Genomic DNA, 22,745 nt, shown 5'->3' on the forward strand with positions numbered 1-22,745 from the left:
CACCCATTTGATAGTAACGATACTTACTATCCCGGCTGCTGTCCGCAGCCTGCCAACTGTGGAAAGAGAGCGACAATGACTGAGAGCCAATCGCCGCAGGACGGAAGCTTCGCGGCACCAACCACTGGTGCCCATGCAGGCACCGAACCTTTCGCCGGAAACTACCTCGACTCGGACGTTGATGCCCGGACCGCCGGAACCACTGGAATCGGTGGAACTCCCACTGGCTCGGGAACCGGCTCTGCAGGCTCCGGCAAGGTAGACACCGCCAAGGAAGAAGCTGCGGGTGTTGCCGAAACCGTATCGGACGCCGCCGGTGGTGTTGTTGACACGGCAAAGTCCGAGGCCGGCCACGTGGCCCGTGAAGTGAAGGTGAATGCGCGCCAACTGCTCACCCAGACCAAGGGTGAGTTGGCCGACCAGGCCCAGGTGCAGCAACAGCGCGTCGCCGAGGGCTTGCGGTCCATCTCCGACGAACTGCACACCATGGCAAACTCAAGCCAGGATGGCGGAGTTGCCACGGACCTGGTCCAGCAGGCAGCCCAGCGTTCCTCCGCTGTGGCCCACTGGCTGGAAGGCCGGGATCCGGGTTCTCTCCTTGATGAGGTCAAGGGCTTCGCCCGCCGCAAGCCGGGAACGTTCCTGTTGCTGGCCGCCGGCGCGGGTGTCCTCGCAGGCCGTCTTGGCCGGGGTATGGCGGACAACTCACCTGCTGGTGGAACCACGGGCGGAAGCGACCGGACCACTGCCGAGACACCTCGCGCCGCGTACTACCCGACGCAGGGCTACCCGGCACAGGGCGGCGCAGTGACGCCTCCGCCAGTGGACCTTCCGGGACCGACCACCACCACGGCCGGCTACGGCAGCGCCACCACGGGTTCCGCCGCCGCCGGATACGGCGCAGATACGACCGGATACGACGCCGGGACCACCGGCGGCTACGACGGCTCCAAGCTGCCGTATCCGGAAACCGACGCAGGTGGAGTCAAAGCCCAGGGTGATCCCCTCGCTGGACCCCTTGATCCGGACGACCCCCAGTACGGAGGTCACCGATGAGCAGTCCCGCCGACCTGCCTCCCACAGAGGCTCACGTAAAGGCGGAAACCCTTCCCCTTGGGGAGCTGCTGAGCGACCTGACGCGTGACGTCTCCACGTTGATGCGCCAGGAAGTGGAGCTGGCCAAGGTGGAGCTCAAGGAGTCCGCCACCAAAGCAGGAAAGGGCGCCGGCATGTTGGCTGGCGCCGCGTGGGCCGGCCACATCACCGTGCTGTTCCTGTCCATCGCCCTTTGGTGGGCACTGGGCCAGCTGGTTGGCCTCGGGTGGTCCGCCGTGATCGTCGCGGTCATCTGGGGAATTATCGCGGCAGTCCTGGCGGTCATGGGCCGCAAGGAACTGAACGCCATCAAGGGCTTGCCGCGGACCGCTGAGACTGTCAAGGAAATACCCCCCGCTTTGAAACCGAACACCGAGGAGACACGATGACGCAGAACCCCGACGCCCTGCGCGCCGATATCGAAGAAACCCGCCGGCGGCTTAGCACCAACGTTGATGCCGTGGCCGACAAGGTCACGCCTTCGCACATCGTCAACCGCCGGGTCGACAAGATCAAGGCAGCTGTCTTCGGCGCGCGTGACGAGGCCCAGGACCGCGCCGGCAACGCGGCCCACCAAGCGCACGATGCCGTGTCCGGCGTCGTATCGGACATCGGCGACGCGCCGCAGGTGATCACCCGCAAGGCGCAGGGCAGCCCGATCGCTGCCGGCCTGATCGCCTTCGGCGCGGGCCTGTTGGTTTCGGCTTTGATCCCGCCGTCGGACAAGGAGCGCGAGGCAGCCCAGGCGCTGAAGGAAGCGGCGCAGCCGTTGACCGAAGAGCTGAGCCACGCAGCCCAGGAAGTTGCCGAGCACCTGCGCGAACCCGCGCAGGAAGCTGTGCAGAACGTCAAGGAGACTGCTACTGAAGCTGCCTCCAACGTCAAGGAAGAGGGCCAGGCTGCAGCTGCCGATGTACAGGACCGTGCCAACACGGCCAAGGACAACATCAGCAACCAGTAACGCCCCCTTCTGACCCAACTAGGGGACAGCACTTGTCGCATTGAACCCTCATTGCGACGTTTGCTGTCCCCTAGTTGGGTTTGCTGTGTCCCGGATAGGGTCAGCGAACCTCGAGGATCATTTGCAGCAGCCGGGCAGCGGCCGGGCGCGCTGCGTGCTCCTCCGCCCACTGTGCGCGGGCCAACGCTTTGCTCACTGCCTGCGTGCTGATTCCCAGTTCCTGGGCGACTGCTTTTTGCTGGCCGCGGACGCCAGGGGTGAGAAGGTCGAGCACCCGCCACTCTGCGGCACTGCGGTGCTGGACAATGTGTCCGAGAAGGCGCAGCACGGCTTCTGCCTCGGATGCCAGCACCGCCAAAGGGCCATCCACCGCGACGGGGATCCGGTCGTTGCTGCTGCGCAGCCTGTCCACTGCCCGCCGGGCGTATACCAGGCCGTGGCCCGAGGCGTCCTTCACCAGGTTGGGCAGCGGCTCATTAATAGGTCCGACGCCGATCCCGACATACCACTGGCCGGAACGAAGCGCGATCAAGGCGCTCTCCACGGCCTGATGGCTGGATTCGACGATGCCCTGCACCTCATCCTCGACAGACCGGTCGAAATCCAGGCGCGCCGGAATGTGCCGCAGGTCTTTTAGCAGCTGCGGCACAAGATCGCCGTCGCGCCGGCTGTCGCGTTGGTTGATGGTGAGAGTGAACATCGTGGATCACATGCTACCGGCTGGTAGCGGCTCTGCAAGGGGAAGTTTCGCCTGTTACTCGATACGTAACGGAAGGCGCCGGGGTACCGGTTAAGCGGATCGGTCCAGCCCCGTGGGCCCCGTCAGTACGACGGCGGGAAGCGCACCTGCCGCCTCAAGGGCGGGGCCGGGCAGCCCGGAATCACGCATGGCTCCCTGGATGGCTTTGACCATCGGGGCCGGGTCCTCATCGCCGGCAAATACCCAAAAGGTGTCGCGGGCCTGGAACACCACGGCGTTGTGGCCACCGGCACCAAGAGAGACCTTATGCCGCGCAACCAGCAGCCTGTCGGGGTCCCTGCGGTCATTCGTAGTGACAGCCCTGAGTGTCCCCGGCACTACATCACGCCAGGGAAACTCCAACAGGGTGTGCTTCTGCGAGTACTTGGCCACGATTCCGCCATCAAAAACCAGCAGTTTCCGGTAGCTGCCCAGCAGGGTCGTGGACCACAGCAGCAAACCCGTCAGCGTACTGGCGAGGACGAACAGCCCGGGATCACTGAAATGTCCTGGTTCCCTGGTGGAGCGAAGGGGGCTGACAAACTCGGCGATGGTCCCGAACACGAAGCCCACCACCAGGCACGGGAGAAGTGCCTTCCAAAAGATGCGCCGGGAGCAAGCTACATATCGGAGCCGTCCCAAGCCCGGGCTGAGCCGACGCTCAACCCGACGAACCAGCCAGTTACGGCCGCGCATCCGGGTGCTGGCCATAGAGGTTGGGCAGGTTCTGCTGTTGGGCCGCAGCGGCTTGCTCCGCTGCGACGGCCTTGGGGTCCGGGATGGGCTGCTGGCCCTTGGCGATGCCCGAACGGCGGTCGATGGCCACAAACTTCGGATCCCACGTGTCATCTCCGCCGCCACTGAGGGCCGAGGCAATGACCATGACAACGAAGAACGGGAAGAAGGACCAGCAGATGGCGCGCCAGCCGCCCAGCCAGGCTCCCGCCGTCGTGCCGTTCTTGATCCGTACCGAGCGCATGCCCGCAGCGGCGTCGCCAACACTGCCGGCCGTGCCCCAGATCATGCCGTAGACGTACAGGCCAACAAACCACAGGACACCGTAGAGGACCAGCCAGAACCCGTCGTTGTATCCCAGCTCCGAGCCGCTGTTCATCATGGACTCACGCAGCACCGCCGCAATCGCCGCCAGGATGAAGTAGCCCGCCAGGAACACAATCGCGTCCAGTACACGGCCCCAGAAATGGGCAGCTCCCGAAGCCTTGACGAAGTACGCGCCGGTATCAGGGTGGCGGCGTACGGGGCGGCCGTTGAGGGGGTCGACCAGGCCGGTTGAGGTCTTGGGATTCGAAGTGCTCATGAGGGGCTTTCGGTTCGACGGCGGGTTGCGGCTTGGGTGCGAATGCTTAGGCCTGGCCGGCCGAACCGCCCAACCCGGCCAAGCCACCCAGGACCCGGGCCAGGGAAGGAGCCGAGGTTTCCTTCAACTCGAAGGAAACAGCGCCACCCTGTTCCGGCAGGCCGGCGTCGGACGAACCTTCAACGCGCGGCGTCAGGACGTGCACTCCCGAGGGCCCGGTGTAGACCGTCACGGTGGGGAACTCGTTGGTGTCGGAATTGAAAGCCACCACATTGCTGGCCGCTTGGGTGTCGGCCAGGGCCGTTGCCGCGTGGGCCTCGAACTCCGCTTCGCTGTACACCGTCGGGTCCGTGTCGCGGGCGGCCGACTGCTCGGGGTCCACGAATTCGGCCAGGCGCGGCACCAACTGGTCCCGCGTAATGACGGTAAAACCGTGAAGTCCGCCCTCGTCCACTTCTTCGAGCAGGACGCCTTCGTCGTGAACGTAGCCGTAAAGCCAGCGCCTGCCGGTGGAGACCGTGCGTTCGACGGAGACAACATTCTTGCCGCTGCGGCGCAAGGTCAGGGCGCCGGTGATTTCGTCGGTTGCGTGCAGGCGGGAGGGTTCGGTTTCGCCTTCAAAGATCACCGGGTACACCAGTTCCTTGGCGAGAAGTCCACGCAGGGCGACAGCACACAGGATTTCATTGTTGGTGTCCTGGGTTGAGAGCCAGGGCAGTGCCACCAGCTGTTCGTGCTGGACGCCGTCCAAAGCCACAACTTCTTCGTCGGTCAGCGTGGGCAGAGGCGCTCCAACGGCGCTGGCCGATGCCAGAACCTTGGCTGCAGCCTCAACATCCCGTTGGGTCCATTTCATGGTGCTCGTTGTCATCCGAATATCCCTCCGACAAAGTTTCCGACCGACTTGGCGGCGTTACTGACTCCGTCTGCCACCTTACTGCCTACATCCTTGGCGAAATTGCCCACCTCCTTGGCGCCGTCGGCAATATAACTGCCGGGGTTGCGCGCGAAGTTGGTGATGGAATCCCAGTTGTCTGCCACCAGGTTGCCCAAGGCCCAGGCGCCTGCCACCAGTCCGGCGCCGATGACGATCGGCGCACCGATGGGTCCCAGGAGGGCGGCGCCGCCGGCTGTCATGAGCATGATGCTGCCGACGCCGCCCACCACGGAAAGGCCGCCGGCCACGCGGTCGCCGGTGCCTCGCCAACCGTCGTGTTCCGGGCTGATCATGTCGCCGATGCCGCTGACGATGTTCAGCGGTGCAGCCACGGCACCGGCGATGCGGAGCCCCTTGGAGAACTTGCTCGCCTCCTGGAACGCGGTGCTGTAGGGGATGTTGGCTTTGAGGTCGGTGATTACGTCAGTGACCTTTTCGCCGTTCCGCAGGGCCGTGATGCCGTCGCGGAGCACCGTGCCTCCGGCGCGCCAGTCAGTCAGGATCTCCTTGGTCTGGCCGTAGCGGAGGTGCCGGGGGATGATATTTCCGGCTTCGTCCGCCTTGACCGGCAGGAGGTACTTGAAGGCCGTCCAGAGCGGGGAACCCACGCCCTTGGCCCCCATCGCGGTGTCATAAACGTCCTTGAGCACACCCACCGACGAGCCCGATCCGTCGTTGTGGCTGGCAAACTCCTGCTGGTTTGCGTGCTTCTTCAGCTGGCTGGCGTTCTCCCGCAACATGTTGGCGGCTTTGACCAGGCTTTGCCGGTGCTGGCTGTTCCAGTCGCCCTTGAAAACGGTGGCGTCGCGGCCTTGCCAGGCAGCCGTGGAATTGATCGCGTTGGACAGCTGCGTACTTTGCAGGCTGATGGCGTCGGCGGCCTTGCCCATGACGCCGGCCAGACTGCGAAGCTGCGCGATATCGGCGCCGTAGAACCCAGCCATGTGGAACCCCCTGTGTACAAGCAATGAAAAGTCTCGTCCCAGCCTAGGCGGAGACCTGTGCTGCCGCGATGGGGAGACATGCCCATCAACGCAACGCGGGGTCACTTATGGCCCATGTTCGACTTCCGGATGGGCCATAAGTGACCCCGCGTTGCTTTAAAGCACGACGGCGGTTGGTGGGGTTCCAAGGGAACTCCGCCAACCGCCGTCGTGGTCTGCGTCAGTGGCCTTCTGCCGAGAAACGCTTGATGGAAGCTTCCAGCTCGGCCTCGGCGGCAGCACGGTCGCCCCAGCCCTCAGCCTTGACCCACTTGCCGGGCTCGAGGTCCTTGTAGCGGGTGAAGAAGTGCTCGATTTCCTTGATCAGGAATTCGCTGACGTCGCTGACTTCCTGGATGTGGTCGAAGCGTGCGTCAACCGGGACGCAGAGAACCTTGGCGTCTCCGCCGCCGTCGTCGGTCATGTTGAAGACGCCAATGGGGCGGGACTCAACGATGACGCCCGGGTGGAGGTCGAAGTCCTGCAGGAGCACCAGTGCGTCCAGCGGATCGCCATCTTCACCCAGCGTGTTCTCGAAGAAGCCGTAGTGCGTGGGGTACTGCATGGAGGTGAACAGGACGCGGTCCAGGCGGACACGGCCGGTTTCGTGGTCAACTTCGTACTTGACGCGCGATCCCTTGGGGATCTCAATGGTCACGTCGTGCTTCATGGAATGCTCCTTGACGGGTGGGTGGGGCGTCGCTCCGCAGAAGCGGCCGCCACGGGTGGCAGGCTGCTTGGCCCGGGGCTGGCGGCAGGCAGAAGTACAGCCGGTGCCGCCGACTACTATTGAGGATATAGCGAGAGACCCGGGTTTCTTGAACCGGCGGGGACATTTCAGGACTGACAGGACCAAGCAGCTGCATGAAGGGCGTTAAAAACGGGGGTGCCCGGAAGAGGGGATCCACGGCGTGGGGGCGCTTGACGTGGCCGTTGCTGTTGGCGGTGGTCTTGCTGTGCGTGGCCGCGGTCGTGGCCTCGGGAATGATGCCCGGATTGCTCAGCTTGCCCAAGCCTGCACCGTCAATCCCTTCCTGGCAGCAGGAACCTTCGCAGTTGTCCGGTTCCAGTGCGCTCCTTCCCTTGGATCCGAAGGCGCCCGTCCCCCTGCCTGTTGAAGTGGCGCGGCTCCTTGACGGCAACCTCAAGCCGGACGGGTCAGGCAATATCAGTGGCGTGGTGCTGGATGCCGCCACTGGGCAAGTCCTGTTTGACCGCGACGCGAACTCCAACCGCATCCCGGCTTCGAACATGAAACTGCTGACGGCCGTTGCCTCACTGAAGGCGCTGGGTCCCGAATCGCGTTTCACTACCCGGGTGCTCGGATCCGACAAACCCTCCACCGTGGTCCTGACTGGCGGCGGGGACGTGCTGTTGGGGGCTTCCGGTTCCGACCGTGCCGCCGTTCTTGGGCACGCCGGACTCGCTTCGCTGGCCAAGGACACCGCAGCAGCCTTGGCCTCCAGCGGCGTGCAGGGTCCCGTCACGGTCCAGGTTGACGACTCCCTCTTCACCGGGCCGGCGCTGAACCCGGCCTGGAGCCTCGACGACGTCGCGGCCGGAGAGACCGCCCCCTTGTATTCGCTGGCCATGAACTCCGGCCGTTACTCACCCGGCGTTGAGACAGGCCCCCGGCCGCAGGACTCCGCCATGACCACCGCCAAAGCGTTTGCCGACCAGTTGGCGGCGGCCGGCGTCGCGGTGAGTCCCGGCGCCGAGCGCGGCAAGGGCCTCCCCGCCAAAGTGCTGGCCACCGCGGAGTCGGCCACGGTCAGCGAGCAGGTGGACCTGATGCTGCAGACCTCCGATAACTTCCTGGCGGAGGCTCTCGGGCGGATGACCGCTGCCGCCAGCGGCAAGGAATCCACGTACGACGGCGCCACTTCAGCCGTGCGGCAAAGGCTGGGGGAGTTGGGGATCGCCACGGATTCGATGCTGTTGGCTGACGTATCGGGCCTGGCACTGGAGAACCAGGTCAGCGCCCGGCAGTTCGCCGACGTCGTCCGGGCCATCACCAGCGGCCCGGACCCGGCACTGCGGGCCGCCCTGGACGGTTTCCCCATAGCCGGCCTGAGCGGCACCCTGAACGACAGGTACGTGGATCCGAGCACTGCCGGAGGTGCCGGACTGGTCCGTGCCAAGACCGGAACGCTCAATACAGTCATCGCCCTGAGCGGATATGTGGTGGACGCGGATGGCAGGCTGTTGGTGTTTTCGTTCATTGGCAATGGCCTGGATCCGGGTGCAGCCGGCAACAAAGTGGCCATGGACCGATCCGCGTCCGTGCTGGCCTCATGCGGCTGCCGGGGTTGATGCGGCGCGGCGTGTTCCGCAGAGTGCTCCGCGTGGAGCGAACTTAAGGTTCACTGTCAGTCACGTGTGGTGTGATGGACCGTATGGTGTCATCTGCACGCGAATCGTCAGCAGGGGCCCAGTCCCTGATCAATTGGGATCTGGCCGCCGCTACGGCTGCCCGGCTTGCTCCTCCCGGCCCTGAACTCAGCGCCGGGGAGATCGGCAAGGCGGTGGAGAACCTGCGCTTCAACGCCGATGTCTCCGTTCCGCACGTGCACGACATCACCGGACTGGATGCCGCACGGGACCTGCGTGATTCCCACGTCCTGGTGGTGGACAGGGCCTCGTGGTCCAAGGCCAACACCCAAAGCTTCTCGGTGATGCTGCAACCTGCGCTGGCGAAGATGCTCGAAAGCCGCGGCGGGAGCGCCATGAGCCCGGGGGCGGCTGCGGCAAGCGGCGCCATTACAGGGACCCAGCTGGGCGCCGTCCTTGCTTTCCTGTCCAGCAAGGTCCTTGGCCAGTACGATCCCTTCGCTGCCCTCGCCCCCAACTCCAACGTTCCCCCGGGCGGTCGGCTGCTCCTGGTGGCCCCCAACATCATCTCCGTGGAGCGCGAACTCAACGTCCACCCGGACGACTTCCGCCTCTGGGTCTGCCTGCACGAGCAAACCCACCGCGTGCAGTTCGCGGCTGCGCCGTGGCTGCGGCACCACATGCTCGAGGAAATCGAGAAACTCAGCGGCAACCTGCTGGGCAACATGGACTCGCTGGTTGAGCGGGCCGGCGCGGTGGCCAAGTCCTTGCGTGACCGGAATCCTTCGGAGAAAACCCCGAACCGAGGCGCCATACTGGACCTCCTGCAGAACCCCGAGGAAAAGGCGTCCCTGTCCCACATCACCGCGGTCATGAGCCTCCTTGAGGGCCATGCCAACGTGGTGATGGACGCTGTGGATTCCAGCATTGTTCCGTCCGTGAAGACCATTCGCCAGCGCTTCAACGATCGCGGCAAGGACCGCGGGGTGGTGGAGAAGTTCATCCGCAGTGTTCTCGGTTTGGACGCCAAGATGCGCCAGTACACCGACGGCGCCAAATTCGTCCGCGAAGTTGTTGCTGCGGCCGGTATGGAGGGCTTCAACAGGGTATGGGAATCAGCGGAGTACCTGCCCACGGAGGAAGAAATCCACAACTCCCGGCTGTGGCTTGAGCGGATGGGCCTTTGAGCTTTCCCGCCGGATCCGGTTCTGGTTCAGCAGGCAAGGGACGACGACGGCCAGGCCGCTTGGCGCCTGTCGTCGGCAAGGCGCGGAAACAGTTGCAGAACGCCTTGGCCGCTGCGGGCTACCCATCGAAGGTGCTCGTAGCCTGCAGTGGCGGGCCGGATTCATTGGCGCTTGCTGCCATTGCTGGCTATTTCGGGCGTCGCGGCCACGTGGACGGGCACCCGGTGTCGGTCGCCGGCGTCGTCGTGGACCACCAACTGCAGGCCGGTTCGGCAGAAGTAGCTGCCAGGACGGCGTCGGTGTTGCGTGAGCTGGGGCTTTCTCCAGTGGAGGTGCGAACGGTTGACGTCGCTTCCACGGGTTTCGGCCCGGAAGCTGCCGCCCGGGACGCGCGCCATGCCGCGCTGGAGTCGGCGGCCGATGACCTTGGCTGCGATGCGATCCTCCTCGGCCATACCCTGGATGACCAGGCCGAACAGGTGCTGCTGGGGTTGGCCCGCGGCTCGGGGACCCGTTCCCTTGCTGGTATGAGGCCAGCCCGTGGGCGATTGCTCCGGCCGTTCCTGGGCCTCCGTCGCGAAGAAACGGTGGAGATCTGCGAGGTTGAGGAACTGGAGCCCTGGCATGATCCCAGCAACTCCGATCCCGTCTTTGCCCGGTCCAGGACGCGTGTGGAAGTCATGCCCGTCCTGGAAGAAAAACTGGGCCCCGGGGTGGCTGAATCCCTGGCCCGGACCGCGGCCATCCTGCAGCAGGATGCGGATTTCCTGGAGGATTTGGCCAACGAGACCTATCTCTCATTGGTGCAGCGGGAGGAAGGCGTCACCTGGTTGCCGGAAGGCGCCGTCCGCGAGCTGCCCGCAGCGCTAAGGTTCCGGGTCATCGCGAAGGCTGCGGCCGACGTCGGCGGTCAACAACCCGGCTACGGTCGGCTCCAGGCGGCCGAAGCGCTGCTTCGCCGGCAGGGCTCGGCGGGTCCGGTGCAGCTTCCCGGACATGTCAGCGTTTCCCGCCTGTCCCTAAGCGATTTGGCGCAGGAACGGCCAATTGCGACCGGCGCATCGACTGGTGATTCGGCCAAGGCCGTTCCCCGTGAAGCCGCACGCTGTGGGAAGCTAGTATTCCGGCACCAGAAACCGTCCCAGCAGTAGCCGCACCCGAGCATCAAAACAGGAGCCATTGGTGGATTCAAACGACGTCCAGGCAGATCTCAAGCACGTTCTTTACACCAAAGAGCAGATCCAAACGCGTATCGCGGAACTCGCGGCGCAGATCGACAAGGACTACGAAGGCCGCGACATCCTCATTGTCGGTGTGCTGAAGGGTGCGGTCATGGTCATGGCTGACCTGGCCCGTGCCCTCCACAGCCACGTCAGCATGGACTGGATGGCTGTCTCGTCCTACGGCTCGGGTACCCAGTCCTCCGGTGTTGTCCGGATCCTCAAGGACCTCGACACCGACCTCATGGGCAAGGACGTCCTGATCGTTGAGGACATCATCGATTCCGGCCTCACACTTTCCTGGTTGAAGTCCAACCTGGAGTCCCGTGGCACGGCCAGCGTGGAGATCTGCACGGCCTTCCGCAAGCCGACTGCCGCCAAGGTTGAAATCGACGTCAAGTACGTCGGCTACGACATCCCCAACGAATTCGTTGTCGGCTATGGCCTGGACTACGCCGAGAAGTACCGCAACCTCGACTTCGTGGGCACCCTGGCTCCGCACGTTTACGAGTAAACCGCTTTTCGCTTCGCCGCACCCCTTTCCGCCGTTTGCACCCGTGATCTCTGGTGCGCTTGGCGGGAGGTGGTGCGGCGTTGCTGCTTAACGGGTGCGCCGAGCGTGTGTGGTTGCAACCAAGGGATCGCTGGACCTGCCATCTCTCCATCCGCCGGGGCTAAACTAAGCCATGACCGGTGCTTCTGCCCGTGTTTTGACAAGTCTTGCCGTCATGGCGACTCTGCTCACGGCCTGCACACCCGCCGTCGACCGTCCCGGTACCGACGTCGGTCAACCAGTGGCGACATCTTCCTACGGGCCAACTGCAGGCGGGGTTGCCACGATCCCGGCCACGGGTGGTGCCACACAAACTTCTGCGCAGCCGCAAGCTGTGCCGCCGCCTGTGCCGGCACCCCCCGCCTCGCCCCAGCCATTTGCCCTGAACCTGTACCAAACGGGCGACTTCGTACCTCAGTACACCTTTGATTGGTGCGTGGCAGCGAGCATTCAAATGGCCCATAACCTGATCGATGACACCGGCGGTGCTTCCTGGACTGATCCTGCGCAGCAGGGCCAGCTGTGGGAGATGGCACGGGCGCGGTCCTCGGACTCCTTCAACGGAGCGAATCCTTTCGGTTGGGCGCAGGTGCTGACCGAGTCCGGGATGGGGCCATACGCCGTAGTGAGCGTCGCCAACTATGAGGCCGCATTGCAAACAGCGGCAGGAGCCATGGCCAATACCGGGAGGCCGGTGGGCCTGGTCATGTGGAGCGGCCGCCACGCTTGGGTCATGAGCGGATTTGAGTCCATGGGTGATCCCGGAGTGTTTCCGGAGTTCCAGGTCACGGGCATCCGGGTCATGGATCCGCTCTACCCCTACGGCAGCGGGCAATGGGGACCGTCCCCGGAACCGAACAGCCTGCTCACCCCGGCTCAGCTGGCGACGCAGTTCGTGATCCGGGAACCCCGGCGATGGAGCAGCGGCTTGCCGGCCGGCTACTTGTTGGTGCTCCCTGTTGCTTCGGCCTGAGATAACCGAAGTCTGGCGCGACCCAACCGCAACTTGGTCTGACAGGCGCTGAGCTGCGGTGGGCCGCAGCCCCGAGAATCCTTGTCAGGCAGGACGCAAGGACGTGAGACCGCCGTCGTTCAATATGCGCGCAAACACGCGGGGGTCCATCATCTCTGCCCAGCCCCACCGGATGACGGTCAAGCCCAGAGCCCGCAGACCATTTTCGCGGGCCTTTTCGGCCATGACTGCCTGCTGGATGGTCTGGTTTCCCCGCAGTCTGTTCCTCAGGTACTTGCCGTTGCCGTCAAATTCCCCCACGAGGTCGAGTTCCGGCCACCAGAAGTCGGTTCGTGCTGTTCGTCCGTTCCGCAACGTAAAAGAGCCTTGAAGAGTGGGGACGGGGAAGTTGAGCAAGATCATCCGGGCCCGGCTCATGGATTCCCCTACTGACTCCGACTTGTCTGTGGACAATTCGAGGACCGTGCTGGCCCGACGCCGTCGTGACTGACTCGTGAGCACGGCCATACCGTCAGCAAGTTCGTCAACGCTCGATGGCTGACCCCAGGCCCTTTCCTTGTCCCAATCGTCGACGTCGGGAGCTTTGCCCCGTGCTGATTCCCGTCTGCTGGAGTCCACAACCGCCAATGCCTCGGCAAAATTCAGGGTGGCAGCCAGCTCCGCCGTCGTGCGCACTTTGTCAGTGACCTGGAAGTCGCCGAGCCTGGCGATGGCGACGTCACGGGATCCGAAGCTTCTACGGATCCCGTGTTTTGATCGACCACCTGTGGGATCGTCAGTGACGGTGCACAGGTGCTTTGGAACTCCCACTACGCCGAGCCCCCAGAGGAGTGCCGCCGTCTGCAGGTTGAAAACGGGCGTTAACCTTGCCGTGTTGACCAGTGCCGCTGCGTGGAGCCCGTGCCGCTGACGGCTATTGAGCCCTGCCCAGTAAGCCGCCCGGACATAAGTGCCTCGTCGGACGCGGACAAGCTCGCCTCGTTTGGCACGCTTGGCGAGTTGGCGAGGGTCGTGTCCAATACGAGTCGCATCCGTGGCGAGTATGAGTTCTTGTAAGGCCATGGGTCTTACGCTTCCCCCAGTCGTCCCGGGCCGAAAGCTGCAGCATGGTCTATGTGGAAAAGCGCCACCGCGGCCTTTTCCGCCAATCGCGCCCTTTGTTCACTCTCTCCGCGCCCCTTGCGTCAGTTCGCACCAGTGGTTACGGGTGCGTTTGGCGCGAAGGGGTGCGCGGTCCTGGAAGGCGGTCCGGAGCGCGGCCTGAGTAACGCTCCTGGAAAACGCGCCCAACAACCCTGTCCCGGCAAGCCCGCCGCGAGTATCCTGTGTACGCCCAGAGGGAACTTTTGGACTTTCCAGTGCGTGAATTACTGGGAACGGTGTATAGCTTGAAACCGAAGCAGCACCACTCGCGCGCAGAAGTTGCGCCTTGCAGCACTACCAGGAGGGACGGGGCAAAACCCCGATCAGATGAAAGCTAAGAGTTTCTTCAAGGGCCCGGGCATCTGGATTGTTGTCGTCGTTGGCTTGCTCCTGGTGGCATTCGCAACACTGGCTCCGGGCGGTTCCACACGCATTGACACCAAGGACGGACTTGACCTCCTTTCCCAGAGCGGGAAGGTGGAACAGGCCAAGATTTTCGACGCCGAGAACCGTGTTGACCTGGTGCTCAAGGACAACCTGAACCTCGATGGCCAGGACAAGGGCAAGAACGTCCAGTTCTTCTACGTCACGGACCGCGGTCCGGACGTCGTGAAGGCTGTCACCAACGCCAACCCGGACAAGGGCTTCACTGACCAGCCCGTCGAGAACAACTGGTTCTCCGGCCTGTTCTCGCTCCTCATTCCGGTGCTGCTGCTGGGTGTGCTCTTCTGGTTCCTGCTCTCCCGTATGCAGGGTGGCGGCTCCAAGGTGATGCAGTTCGGCAAGTCCAAGGCCAAGCTGGTCAACAAAGACATGCCCCAGGTGACGTTCGCCGATGTCGCCGGCGCCGACGAGGCTGTGGAAGAACTCCAGGAAATCAAGGAGTTCCTCCAGGAACCGTCCAAGTTCCAGGCCGTTGGCGCAAAGATCCCCAAGGGCGTGCTGCTCTACGGCCCTCCAGGTACCGGTAAGACGTTGCTGGCCCGCGCCGTGGCCGGTGAAGCCGGTGTTCCCTTCTTCTCCATTTCGGGCTCGGACTTCGTTGAAATGTTCGTCGGTGTGGGTGCGTCCCGTGTCCGCGACCTCTTTGAGCAGGCCAAGGCAAGTTCGCCCGCCATCATCTTCGTGGACGAGATCGACGCCGTAGGCCGTCACCGTGGCGCCGGCATCGGTGGCGGTAACGACGAGCGCGAGCAAACCCTGAACCAGCTCCTTGTGGAGATGGACGGCTTTGACGTCAAGACCAACGTCATCCTGATCGCAGCCACCAACCGTCCCGACGTCCTGGACCCCGCACTGTTGCGCCCGGGCCGTTTTGACCGCCAGATCACCGTGGAAGCTCCGGACATGATCGGCCGCGAACAGATCCTCAATGTCCATGCCAAGGGCAAGCCCATGGCTCCCGGCATCGACCTCAGGGCTGTTGCCAAGAAGACCCCGGGCTACACCGGTGCCGACCTGGCCAACGTCCTGAACGAGGCCGCGCTGCTGACTGCACGTTCAAACGCCAACCTGATCGACGACCGCGCACTGGACGAGGCCATCGACCGCGTCATGGCCGGCCCCCAGAAGCGCAGCCGCGTGATGAAGGAACTCGAGCGCAAGATCACGGCGTACCACGAAGGTGGCCACGCGCTGGTGGCAGCGGCACTGCGGAACTCCGCTCCGGTCACCAAGATCACCATCCTTCCCCGCGGCCGTGCCCTCGGCTACACCATGGTGATCCCCGAGGACGACAAGTACTCGGTCACCCGCAACGAACTGCTGGACCAGATGGCCTATGCCATGGGCGGCCGCGTCGCCGAGGAAATCGTCTTCCACGACCCCTCCACGGGTGCGTCCAACGACATCGAAAAGGCCACCTCCACGGCCCGCAAGATGGTCACCCAGTACGGCATGAGCGAACGCGTTGGTGCCGTGAAACTGGGACAAGGCGGCGGCGAGCCGTTCCTTGGACGTGACGCTGCCCAGGAGCGGAACTTCTCTGACCAGATCGCATATGTCGTGGACGAAGAAGTTCGTCGCCTGATCGACCAGGCCCACGACGAGGCCTATGCCATCCTCACGGAAAACCGGGACATCCTGGACCGTCTGGCGCTGGAACTGCTTGAGCGGGAAACCCTGAACCAGGCCGAGATCGCCGAGATCTTCCACGACATCCGCAAGCGCGACTTCCGCGAGATCTGGCTGTCCAAGGAATCCCGGCCGGTCCAGTCGATTCCGCCGGTGGAAACCCGGGCAGAAAAGGCCGAGCGCGAAGCCCAGGAGGAAGCCAAGAAGGCCCGTTTGGACGAGCCGCTGGACGTCGTAGCTCCGCACGCCCAAGGTGTCAGCAGCCAGGAATCCTTCCAGGCCCCGCAGCCCGACGGCGGCAACGACCACCCGCATCACGGCTAAGCTTTCTGCTGTGACTCATTTCGACGACGACGACCTCGCCGCCGCCCACGGTTCCGCCGCGGGCTCCAAGGCCCACTCCAAAGTGGACCGCCCGCGCATCGAAGCGGCTGTCCGGGAAATCCTTCTGGCCATTGGCGAAGACCCTGACCGTGGCGGCCTCCAGGACACGCCCAAGCGCGTGGCCAAGGCCTACGCGGAGGTCTTCGCCGGGCTCCACCAGCACCCGGCTGATGTCCTGTCCACCACGTTCGACCTCGACCATGAAGAGCTTGTCCTGGTGAAGGACATCCCCTTCTACTCCACGTGCGAACACCACCTGGTGCCGTTCCACGGAGTAGCCCACGTCGGTTACATTCCGTCACATGACGGCAAGGTGACCGGCCTCAGCAAGCTGGCACGGCTGGTGGACATCTACGCACGCCGGCCGCAGGTGCAGGAACGCCTCACCACGCAGATCGTGGAGGCCCTGGTGCAGCACCTCAACCCGCGCGGGGCGATTGTCGTCGTCGAATGTGAACACATGTGCATGTCCATGCGCGGCATCCGCAAGCCGGGCGCCAAGACCGTCACCAGCGCGGTGCGCGGTCAGCTCCATGACCCGGCCACCCGCGCCGAGGCCATGAGCCTCATCATCGGAAGGTAAGCATTATGGACTCCCTCGCTGCAGCACCCGGAACCGGCCCGGCTACGAGCCCGCTGCCGGTTCTCCGTAAGCCGCGGCCGGCGGCCAGGTTCGAGGACCTGCCAACGGACCGCACGCTCGTCATGGGAATCCTCAACGTCACCCCGGATTCCTTCAGCGACGGCGGCAACCACCGCACGCCCGACTCGGCAATAGCGCTGGGCCTGCGGATGTTCTACGCCGGAGCTGACATCATCGACGTCGGCGGCGAGTCGACGCGGTCGGGCGCTGAGCCCGTGGACCCCGAAGAAGAACAACGCCGTGTCCTGCCGGTGGTCCAGGCGCTGGTGAAGGCCGGGGCCCTGGTCAGCATCGACACGATGCACACCTCCACTGCCGCGGCAGCTGTCGAGGCCGGAGCCGCCATCATCAACGATGTGTCCGGCCTGACCATCGAACCCGGCATGCCGGAGCTCGTGGCACGCACCAAGGTCCCGTACATCCTCACGCACCGCCGTGGGGACGCCCGGACCATGGACAGCTTGACGGACTACGAGAACGTAACCGAGGACGTGGTGGCCGAACTCAGCGGCGTCCGCGACAAACTGTATGCCGCAGGCGTTGCTCCGGAGCAGATCATCGTCGATCCCGGCATCGGGTTCTCCAAGAACGAGGACCAGAACTGGGAGCTGCTGAAGAACCTGGACCAGCTCTTCACGCTTGGCCACAAGGTGATGGTGGCCGCTTCCCGCAAGCGCTTCCTGGGTTCGCTTCTTACCGTGGCCGGCAAGTCGGCTGCTCCCTTGGAACGCGACGCCGCTACCGCCGCCATCACCGCTTTGAGCGCAGCCAAGGGCGCCTGGGCTGTCCGCGTCCACGACGTCGGTCCCAGCCTTGACGCCGTCAAGGTTGCCGCCCGTATCGCCCGTTGATTGGATAAAGCTGTGGACAGGATCACGCTGACCGGCGTCACCGCCGTCGGTTATCACGGAGTGTTCGATTTCGAGCGCCGGGACGGGCAGCCCTTTGTGGTGGATGCCGTGCTGCACACGGATTTCACCCGGGCTGCCGAGACTGATGATCTGCAGTACACAGCGCATTACGGCCAGGTCGCGGAGCTGATCACCAAGCACATCGAGGGCGAGCCCTTGAACCTGATTGAAGGCTTGGCCGTGAGGATCGCCGAGGGCATCCTCGAGAACTACAACGTGGCCGCCGTCGACGTCACTGTCCACAAGCCCAAGGCGCCGATTGAGGTGCCGTTCGGCGATGTGACTGTCAGCGTCCACCGGGAGCGGTCATGACCTCTGGCTATACCAAGGCCATTTTGGCGTTGGGCAGCAACCTGGGGGAGCGCAACGACACCCTGTCCACTGCTGTCGCGGATCTGGTTGACCCGCCGGAGGTCCGCCTCCTGGGGGTTTCGCCGGTGGTTCAGACCAAGCCCGTCGGTGGGCCGGAGGGCCAGCCTGATTTTTTGAACATGGTCATGGCGGTGGAAACCACGCTTACGCCGCTGGAGCTCCTCAAGCACTGCAACGAGGTGGAAGAAAAGCATCACCGTACGCGTGAAGTGCGCTGGGGTCCACGGACGCTGGACGTGGACATCATCGTGTTCGGAGACGTTGTGAGCGACGACCCCGTCCTTACCCTTCCGCACCCCAGGGCAGCAGAGCGGGCGTTCGTGTTGTACCCGTGGTCGCTGCTTGAACCGCACGCACAGCTGAACGGCCGGGGCGTGGCTGAACTGGCTGCCGTCGCGGCTGACATGCCTGACATCCGCAGGTTTGACGGATACGGCGATGTCGCCGGCATCCCGGCGACGGGGGCGGTGGAGCAGCCGTGAAAGCCATGCGCCCAGTGGTTTTGGTGCTCATCGCGGTCATTGCTGCCGTTGTTGGTTGGTTGGCGACGTTGAGCACCAACCGCTTCAGCATGCCCACCCCGGTCCTGCCGACGTCGGCCCTGGTCACCATGGGCGTCATTGCCGGACTCACGCTTGTCATGGGCGTACGGGTCCTGCGCTGGCGGAACGGCAAGAAGAAGAACCTGCTGAATCCGATCCTTGCTGCCCGGACGCTGATCCTTGCCCAGGCGTGCGCCTACGCGGGAACACTCCTCCTTGGCTGGCATGCCGGAATTGCTGTGGACCTCCTGCGGATCGGCACCCTTCGCAGCGGTGAAGGCATTTTGTGGAACGCGCTCCTCATGGGCGGAGGCGGCGTAGTGATGATTGTTGTCGGCCTGGTGGTGGAGCGTTTTTGCCGCATTCCGCCGGAGGACATCGAGGGCGGCACTTCCGGTCCGGAAACCCGCCGCGGAGAGACCAAAGGCGAAGGCGAGTATGCATACCGAGGCGATTGACCCTCCCGGCGTCCAGTGGCTGCGGGTTTCCCCGAAGTACGTCACTGTCCGCTTGGTGGAGTGGGCCATCGGCAACCTGGTGATGCTGGCCGCGCTTAGCCTGCCGCTTGTGTTCGTGCTTTTGGGCTGGTGGCGTTGGCCGCCGCTCTGGCTGGCCATCGCCGTGCCCGCGGTGATGTTGGTGTTGGCGCTGTGGCGCTTGGTGCTGATTCCGCGGCAAGTACGGGCCATCGGTTACGCAGAACGCGACGATGATCTGCTCATCCGCCGTGGCATCTTCTTCCAGCGCACCATGGTGGTTCCTTACGGCCGGATGCAATACGTCGATGTTGCCGTCGGGCCTGTTGAGCGCAGCCTGGGGCTGTGCACCCTGAAGCTGCACACCGCTTCGACAGGAACAAACGCCCATCTCCCCGGTCTTCCGGCACAGGAAGGCGCCCGCCTGCGTGAGCAGCTTTCGGCCCGCGGAGAAGCCAGGCTGGCCGGGCTGTGAGCCCTGGAGAGCCTGTGATGGTGTTGCCGGACCAGGCCGTCGACGGCGGGTGGAAGCGCGTCCATCCTGCCTCACCTTTCGTGCGCGGCTGGGTGGCCCTGGCCGCCGTCGGCTTCTTCTTTGGGCGCGATGCCTTCGAGCGCCTGCTGCAGGGGCGGGACTTTGTTGACCCGGCGTTGAGCGGCAGGGCCCCTTGGCTGCTTGCTGGAGGCGGTGTTGTGCTGCTGCTGACGGTGGGTGGCTTCATCCTCAGCTGGTACTTCACGCGATACCAGGTGGCCGAGGGCTTCGTCCGCGTGAACACCGGCTTCCTGTTCAAGCAGCAGCGGCAGGCCCGCCTGGACCGCGTGCAGGCCATCGACATCGTGCAGCCCCTTTTGGCGCGGATTTTCGGTCTCGCTGAACTCAAGTTCGAAGTGGCCGACGCCGGTGAGTCGGCGGTGCGGCTGGCTTACCTTCCGGTGGAGCAGGCCAAGCAGTTGCGCGCCACCATACTGGCCCGTGCGGCCGGTGTGGTCAGCGAACCCGGCTCGCCCCAGGAAGTCCCGGAAGCGCCCGAACATGTGGTGTTATCGGTCCCGCCCGGACGCCTGCTCGGTTCGCTGTTGCTGAGCGAACAGACCGTGGGCATCCTCCTCGGAGCCGCAGCTGTGGTGTCCACGTCTGTCCTGCTGGATAACACCGCGATTTTCCTGGCCCTCATTCCTGCCATTCTGGGCATTGGCGCCTCATATTGGAATGCGTTCAACAAGGGCTACAACTTCACCGCCGCCATCTCCCCGGACGGCATCCGGCTCCGCTACGGTCTGCTGGATACGCAGGCGCAGACGTTGCCTCCCGGCCGTATCCAGGCCGTGATGGTGAGGCAGCCACCCATCTGGAGGATTTTCGGCTGGTACCGCATGCACGTGAACGTGGCCGGTTACGGTGCGGCGGGCACCGGCGAGGGCGCAGCGCGGACCATGTTGCTCCCTGTGGGCTTGAAGTCCGACGCCCTGCGGATGCTGTCGTTGGTTTTGCCGGATCCCGGCATTGATAACCCCGAGGAAGTGTTTGTCACCGGATTGGAGGGTCTCGCGCCGGCCTCTGGCAGCGCTTCCGGTACCGACGGATTCGTCACTACGCCGCGTCGCGCCTGGCTGCTGGCTCCGCTGGGGTGGCGCCGGAACGGCTTCCTCGCCACAGGTACGGCGCTGCTGATCCGGTCCGGCCGGTGGTGGCGCACCCTGGTGGTGGTTCCGCATCAGCGCACCCAATCCATGGCCTTGCAACAAGGTCCCCTGGCCCGCCATTTCGGCGTGGCCGATCTTGTCCTGCACACCACGGCGGGTCCAGTCATGCCAAGGGTGTTCCAAGCGGGAGTGCCGCAGGCAGTGGAACTTTTCGACCAGCAGGCGGCCCGTGCCCGGGAGGCACGCAAGCGGCAGACCAGTGAGCAGTGGCTGGCGCAGGTAGCGCCGCAGGCTCCCGAAGTTGCGGCGGCAGCCCGACCCCAACACACCAACCAGGAGGACCGACAGGATGGCTAAGCCAGGACGACTCGGAGTCGGAATCGTCGGCGCCGGCAAGGTGGGCGCCGTCTTGGGCGCGGCTTTGCGCGCGGCCGAGCACGCCGTCGTCGGGGTTTCCGCCGTGTCCGAAGCGAGCCGCGAGCGGGCCGAAAACCTGCTACCCGGCGTCCCGATCCTCGAGATCCAGGACATCGTGGAACGTTCGGAGCTGGTGCTGTTGGCCGTGCCGGATGACGCACTCGGTGAACTCGTGACGGGGTTGGCCACCTTGGGCGCCTGGCAACCGGGGCAACTCGTGGCGCACACGTCGGGCCGGTATGGCGTCGGCATTCTCAATCCCGTGCGGGCCGCAGGAGCGATTCCGCTGGCCCTGCACCCGGCCATGACCTTCACCGGCATGAGCCTTGACCTGAGCCGCCTCATGGATTGCACTTTCGGCGTCACCGCGGACGCAGCCATGCTTCCGATCGCGCAGGCACTCGTGGTGGAAATGGGCGCCGAGCCCGTCGCCATCGCCGAAGCCGATCGCACCCTGTACCACGCAGCCTTGGCGCACAGCTCCAACCACATGGTCACCCTGGTGGCCCAGGCGTCACAGCTGCTGCGGGAGATCGGCGTCGAAAGTCCTGAGTCGATGCTGGGTCCGCTGTTGCGGGCGACGCTTGAAAACGCCCTTGCATCGGGCGAATCCGCGCTGACCGGGCCGGTGGCCCGCGGAGATGTGGGTACTGTTACTGCGCACGCCCAGGCGTTGAAAGAGTACGACGCCGGCGCGGGCGGCGACGTCCTTGCCGCCTACCAGGCGATGGCGCGGGCAACAGCGCGCAGGGCCGGAAACCGCGGCCTCCTGCGCCCCGAACAACTGACGGATATTGACGCGGCTTTGGATGCCGAACCCAAAGCGACGGAAGGAAACTGAACCACATGGCCATCAAACTCGTGACCACCGCGGCGGAGTTGCGCGCCGAAAGCGCCCGGCTGCTTGCTGAAAAGCGCGGGAGTTCCCAGGGCCTCGTCCCCACGATGGGCGCCCTGCACCAGGGCCATGCTGCCTTGGCCAGGACGGCGGTAGCTGAGAACGACGTTGTGGTCGCAACCATCTTCGTGAACCCGCTGCAGTTCGGCGACGCCGTGGATCTGGACCGGTACCCCCGCACCTTGGATGCCGATATGGCACTGCTGGATGCCGAAGGCGTGGACCTCGTCTTTGCCCCGTCGGTGGACGAGGTCTATCCGGGCGGGCAGCCGCTGGTTCGCGTCACGTCCGGGCCGCTGGGCGAAAAGTGGGAAGGAGCGTCACGCCCCGGGCATTTCGACGGCGCCCTCACCGTGGTGGCCAAGCTGCTGCATTACGGCCTGCCTGGAGGTGCTGCAGCGGACGGCACGACGGCGGCCTACCGGGCCTACTTTGGCCAGAAGGACGCGCAGCAGTTGGCCCTTGTGAAGCGGATGGTCTCGGACCTGAACTTCCCTGTGGAGATTGTTCCCGTGCCGATCGTCCGCAGTGAGGACGGATTGGCCCTTTCAAGCCGGAACCGTTTTCTGTCAGCCGAGGAGCACGAGGCCGCCCTCGTATTGTCGCGGGCCCTGCGCCTTATCGAGACCCGCGCAAAGGCGCACGAGCCGCTCGACTTGGAGTCCGCCGTCGCGCTTGTTGAGTCCCAGCCGCTGGTAGAACTGGACTATTTCGACGTCGTCGATCCCGCCACGCTGGAACCGCTCGCCGAGAACTGCAAGGAAACTCCGTTCCGGGGCGAAGGGCTGGCGATCATCGCTGCGAAGGTGGGTCCTGTGCGGCTCATCGACAACGCGCCATTGTTTTCCTAAGGTTTGATTTTTTTCCGGTGACGGGAATTGGCCTGGCGTCTAGACTGTTCTAGTCTTCACCGGCACTGACCGCCGGACATCACAGCCAAAC

At 64.6% G+C, this 22,745-nt stretch carries 25 protein-coding genes; 18 read left to right on the forward strand and 7 right to left on the reverse strand.

What is annotated here, in order from left to right:
• The first annotated feature begins 75 nt into the window (after nucleotides 1-75).
• The 3 genes from N5P29_RS00690 to N5P29_RS00700 are packed head-to-tail and all read left to right on the forward strand — an operon-like array spanning nucleotide 76 to nucleotide 2,056.
• On the forward strand, nucleotides 76-1,056 hold the full coding sequence (locus N5P29_RS00690) for a hypothetical protein (RefSeq protein ID WP_262276801.1): 981 nt from the start codon (nucleotides 76-78) through the stop codon (nucleotides 1,054-1,056).
• A complete protein-coding gene (locus tag N5P29_RS00695) occupies nucleotides 1,053-1,484 on the forward strand; it encodes a phage holin family protein (protein WP_262276802.1) in 432 nt (143 codons plus the stop codon). Before N5P29_RS00690 ends, N5P29_RS00695 begins: the two co-directional genes overlap by 4 nt.
• Entirely contained in the window at nucleotides 1,481-2,056 is a 576-nt protein-coding gene (locus tag N5P29_RS00700) for a DUF3618 domain-containing protein (RefSeq protein WP_262276803.1), read from the forward strand. The genes N5P29_RS00695 and N5P29_RS00700 overlap by 4 nt, the downstream gene beginning before the upstream one ends.
• A gap of 100 nt (nucleotides 2,057-2,156) precedes the next feature.
• On the opposite strand, the gene N5P29_RS00705 is transcribed toward N5P29_RS00700, so the two are convergent.
• From N5P29_RS00705 to N5P29_RS00730, 6 genes are all read right to left on the reverse strand, one after another.
• Nucleotides 2,157-2,756, reverse strand: a complete 600-nt coding sequence (locus tag N5P29_RS00705) for a hypothetical protein (RefSeq protein ID WP_262276804.1) — start codon at nucleotides 2,754-2,756, stop codon at nucleotides 2,157-2,159.
• A gap of 90 nt (nucleotides 2,757-2,846) precedes the next feature.
• Nucleotides 2,847-3,506 (reverse strand): hypothetical protein, encoded by a 660-nt coding sequence (locus N5P29_RS00710; RefSeq protein ID WP_262276805.1) that lies wholly within the window; start codon nucleotides 3,504-3,506, stop codon nucleotides 2,847-2,849.
• On the reverse strand, nucleotides 3,478-4,113 hold the full coding sequence (locus N5P29_RS00715) for a hypothetical protein (protein WP_262276806.1): 636 nt from the start codon (nucleotides 4,111-4,113) through the stop codon (nucleotides 3,478-3,480). The genes N5P29_RS00710 and N5P29_RS00715 overlap by 29 nt, the downstream gene beginning before the upstream one ends.
• Nucleotides 4,114-4,159: 46 nt before the next feature.
• Complete coding sequence (locus N5P29_RS00720; RefSeq protein ID WP_262276807.1) at nucleotides 4,160-4,984, reverse strand: hypothetical protein; 825 nt, start codon at nucleotides 4,982-4,984, stop codon at nucleotides 4,160-4,162.
• The gene (locus tag N5P29_RS00725; RefSeq protein WP_262276808.1) at nucleotides 4,981-5,994 is read right to left on the reverse strand and encodes a hypothetical protein; all 1,014 of its coding nucleotides are present in this window, start codon (nucleotides 5,992-5,994) and stop codon (nucleotides 4,981-4,983) included. Before N5P29_RS00725 ends, N5P29_RS00720 begins: the two co-directional genes overlap by 4 nt.
• A gap of 220 nt (nucleotides 5,995-6,214) precedes the next feature.
• On the reverse strand, nucleotides 6,215-6,703 hold the full coding sequence (locus N5P29_RS00730) for an inorganic diphosphatase (protein WP_144663396.1): 489 nt from the start codon (nucleotides 6,701-6,703) through the stop codon (nucleotides 6,215-6,217).
• 194 nt (nucleotides 6,704-6,897) lie between these two features.
• On the opposite strand from N5P29_RS00730, the gene dacB reads away from it, so the two are divergent.
• The 5 genes from dacB to N5P29_RS00755 all read left to right on the forward strand — a co-directional run bounded on the left by dacB (nucleotide 6,898) and on the right by N5P29_RS00755 (nucleotide 12,297).
• Nucleotides 6,898-8,346 carry a D-alanyl-D-alanine carboxypeptidase/D-alanyl-D-alanine endopeptidase gene (gene dacB / locus N5P29_RS00735; RefSeq protein WP_262276809.1) on the forward strand — a complete coding sequence of 483 codons (1,449 nt, stop codon included), beginning with the start codon at nucleotides 6,898-6,900 and terminating at the stop codon, nucleotides 8,344-8,346.
• Nucleotides 8,347-8,429: 83 nt separating this feature from the next.
• On the forward strand, nucleotides 8,430-9,551 hold the full coding sequence (locus tag N5P29_RS00740; RefSeq protein WP_262276810.1) for an Rv3626c family coenzyme F420 biosynthesis-associated protein: 1,122 nt from the start codon (nucleotides 8,430-8,432) through the stop codon (nucleotides 9,549-9,551).
• A 92-nt stretch (nucleotides 9,552-9,643) separates the two neighbouring features.
• On the forward strand, nucleotides 9,644-10,702 hold the full coding sequence (tilS, locus tag N5P29_RS00745) for a tRNA lysidine(34) synthetase TilS (protein WP_315973394.1): 1,059 nt from the start codon (nucleotides 9,644-9,646) through the stop codon (nucleotides 10,700-10,702).
• A gap of 31 nt (nucleotides 10,703-10,733) precedes the next feature.
• A complete protein-coding gene (gene hpt, locus N5P29_RS00750; RefSeq protein ID WP_011772910.1) occupies nucleotides 10,734-11,285 on the forward strand; it encodes a hypoxanthine phosphoribosyltransferase in 552 nt (183 codons plus the stop codon).
• A gap of 214 nt (nucleotides 11,286-11,499) precedes the next feature.
• Nucleotides 11,500-12,297 (forward strand): hypothetical protein, encoded by a 798-nt coding sequence (locus tag N5P29_RS00755; protein WP_315973370.1) that lies wholly within the window; start codon nucleotides 11,500-11,502, stop codon nucleotides 12,295-12,297.
• Nucleotides 12,298-12,381: 84 nt separating this feature from the next.
• Here the strand turns inward: N5P29_RS00755 and N5P29_RS00760 are convergent, their stop codons facing one another.
• Nucleotides 12,382-13,359, reverse strand: coding sequence for a type IV toxin-antitoxin system AbiEi family antitoxin domain-containing protein (locus tag N5P29_RS00760; protein WP_262276813.1), 978 nt, complete (start codon nucleotides 13,357-13,359; stop codon nucleotides 12,382-12,384).
• Nucleotides 13,360-13,767: 408 nt separating this feature from the next.
• Here N5P29_RS00760 and ftsH point away from each other — a divergent pair, with 408 nt between their 5' ends.
• The 10 genes from ftsH to panC are packed head-to-tail and all read left to right on the forward strand — an operon-like array spanning nucleotide 13,768 to nucleotide 22,654.
• Nucleotides 13,768-15,837 (forward strand): ATP-dependent zinc metalloprotease FtsH, encoded by a 2,070-nt coding sequence (gene ftsH, locus N5P29_RS00765; RefSeq protein WP_262276814.1) that lies wholly within the window; start codon nucleotides 13,768-13,770, stop codon nucleotides 15,835-15,837.
• Nucleotides 15,838-15,847: 10 nt separating this feature from the next.
• Nucleotides 15,848-16,480 (forward strand): GTP cyclohydrolase I FolE, encoded by a 633-nt coding sequence (gene folE / locus N5P29_RS00770; protein ID WP_144663402.1) that lies wholly within the window; start codon nucleotides 15,848-15,850, stop codon nucleotides 16,478-16,480.
• Between the two features lie 5 nt (nucleotides 16,481-16,485).
• Complete coding sequence (folP, locus tag N5P29_RS00775; RefSeq protein WP_262276815.1) at nucleotides 16,486-17,391, forward strand: dihydropteroate synthase; 906 nt, start codon at nucleotides 16,486-16,488, stop codon at nucleotides 17,389-17,391.
• A gap of 12 nt (nucleotides 17,392-17,403) precedes the next feature.
• A complete protein-coding gene (folB, locus tag N5P29_RS00780) occupies nucleotides 17,404-17,763 on the forward strand; it encodes a dihydroneopterin aldolase (RefSeq protein ID WP_262276816.1) in 360 nt (119 codons plus the stop codon).
• Nucleotides 17,760-18,305 (forward strand): 2-amino-4-hydroxy-6-hydroxymethyldihydropteridine diphosphokinase, encoded by a 546-nt coding sequence (gene folK, locus N5P29_RS00785; RefSeq protein ID WP_262276817.1) that lies wholly within the window; start codon nucleotides 17,760-17,762, stop codon nucleotides 18,303-18,305. The genes folB and folK overlap by 4 nt, the downstream gene beginning before the upstream one ends.
• Nucleotides 18,302-18,823: a DUF3180 domain-containing protein gene (locus N5P29_RS00790; protein WP_262276818.1), complete on the forward strand. Its 522-nt coding sequence runs from the start codon at nucleotides 18,302-18,304 to the stop codon at nucleotides 18,821-18,823. The genes folK and N5P29_RS00790 overlap by 4 nt, the downstream gene beginning before the upstream one ends.
• Nucleotides 18,804-19,316, forward strand: coding sequence for a PH domain-containing protein (locus N5P29_RS00795; RefSeq protein WP_262276819.1), 513 nt, complete (start codon nucleotides 18,804-18,806; stop codon nucleotides 19,314-19,316). Before N5P29_RS00790 ends, N5P29_RS00795 begins: the two co-directional genes overlap by 20 nt.
• 17 nt (nucleotides 19,317-19,333) lie before the next feature.
• Nucleotides 19,334-20,845 carry a PH domain-containing protein gene (locus tag N5P29_RS00800; protein WP_262278634.1) on the forward strand — a complete coding sequence of 504 codons (1,512 nt, stop codon included), beginning with the start codon at nucleotides 19,334-19,336 and terminating at the stop codon, nucleotides 20,843-20,845.
• Nucleotides 20,838-21,746 (forward strand): Rossmann-like and DUF2520 domain-containing protein, encoded by a 909-nt coding sequence (locus N5P29_RS00805; RefSeq protein ID WP_262276820.1) that lies wholly within the window; start codon nucleotides 20,838-20,840, stop codon nucleotides 21,744-21,746. Before N5P29_RS00800 ends, N5P29_RS00805 begins: the two co-directional genes overlap by 8 nt.
• Before the next feature lie 5 nt (nucleotides 21,747-21,751).
• Entirely contained in the window at nucleotides 21,752-22,654 is a 903-nt protein-coding gene (gene panC, locus N5P29_RS00810; RefSeq protein ID WP_262276821.1) for a pantoate--beta-alanine ligase, read from the forward strand.
• The last annotated feature ends 91 nt before the right edge of the window (nucleotides 22,655-22,745 follow it).

Source organism: Paenarthrobacter sp. JL.01a (genome assembly GCF_025452095.1).
Taxonomy (GTDB): domain Bacteria; phylum Actinomycetota; class Actinomycetes; order Actinomycetales; family Micrococcaceae; genus Arthrobacter.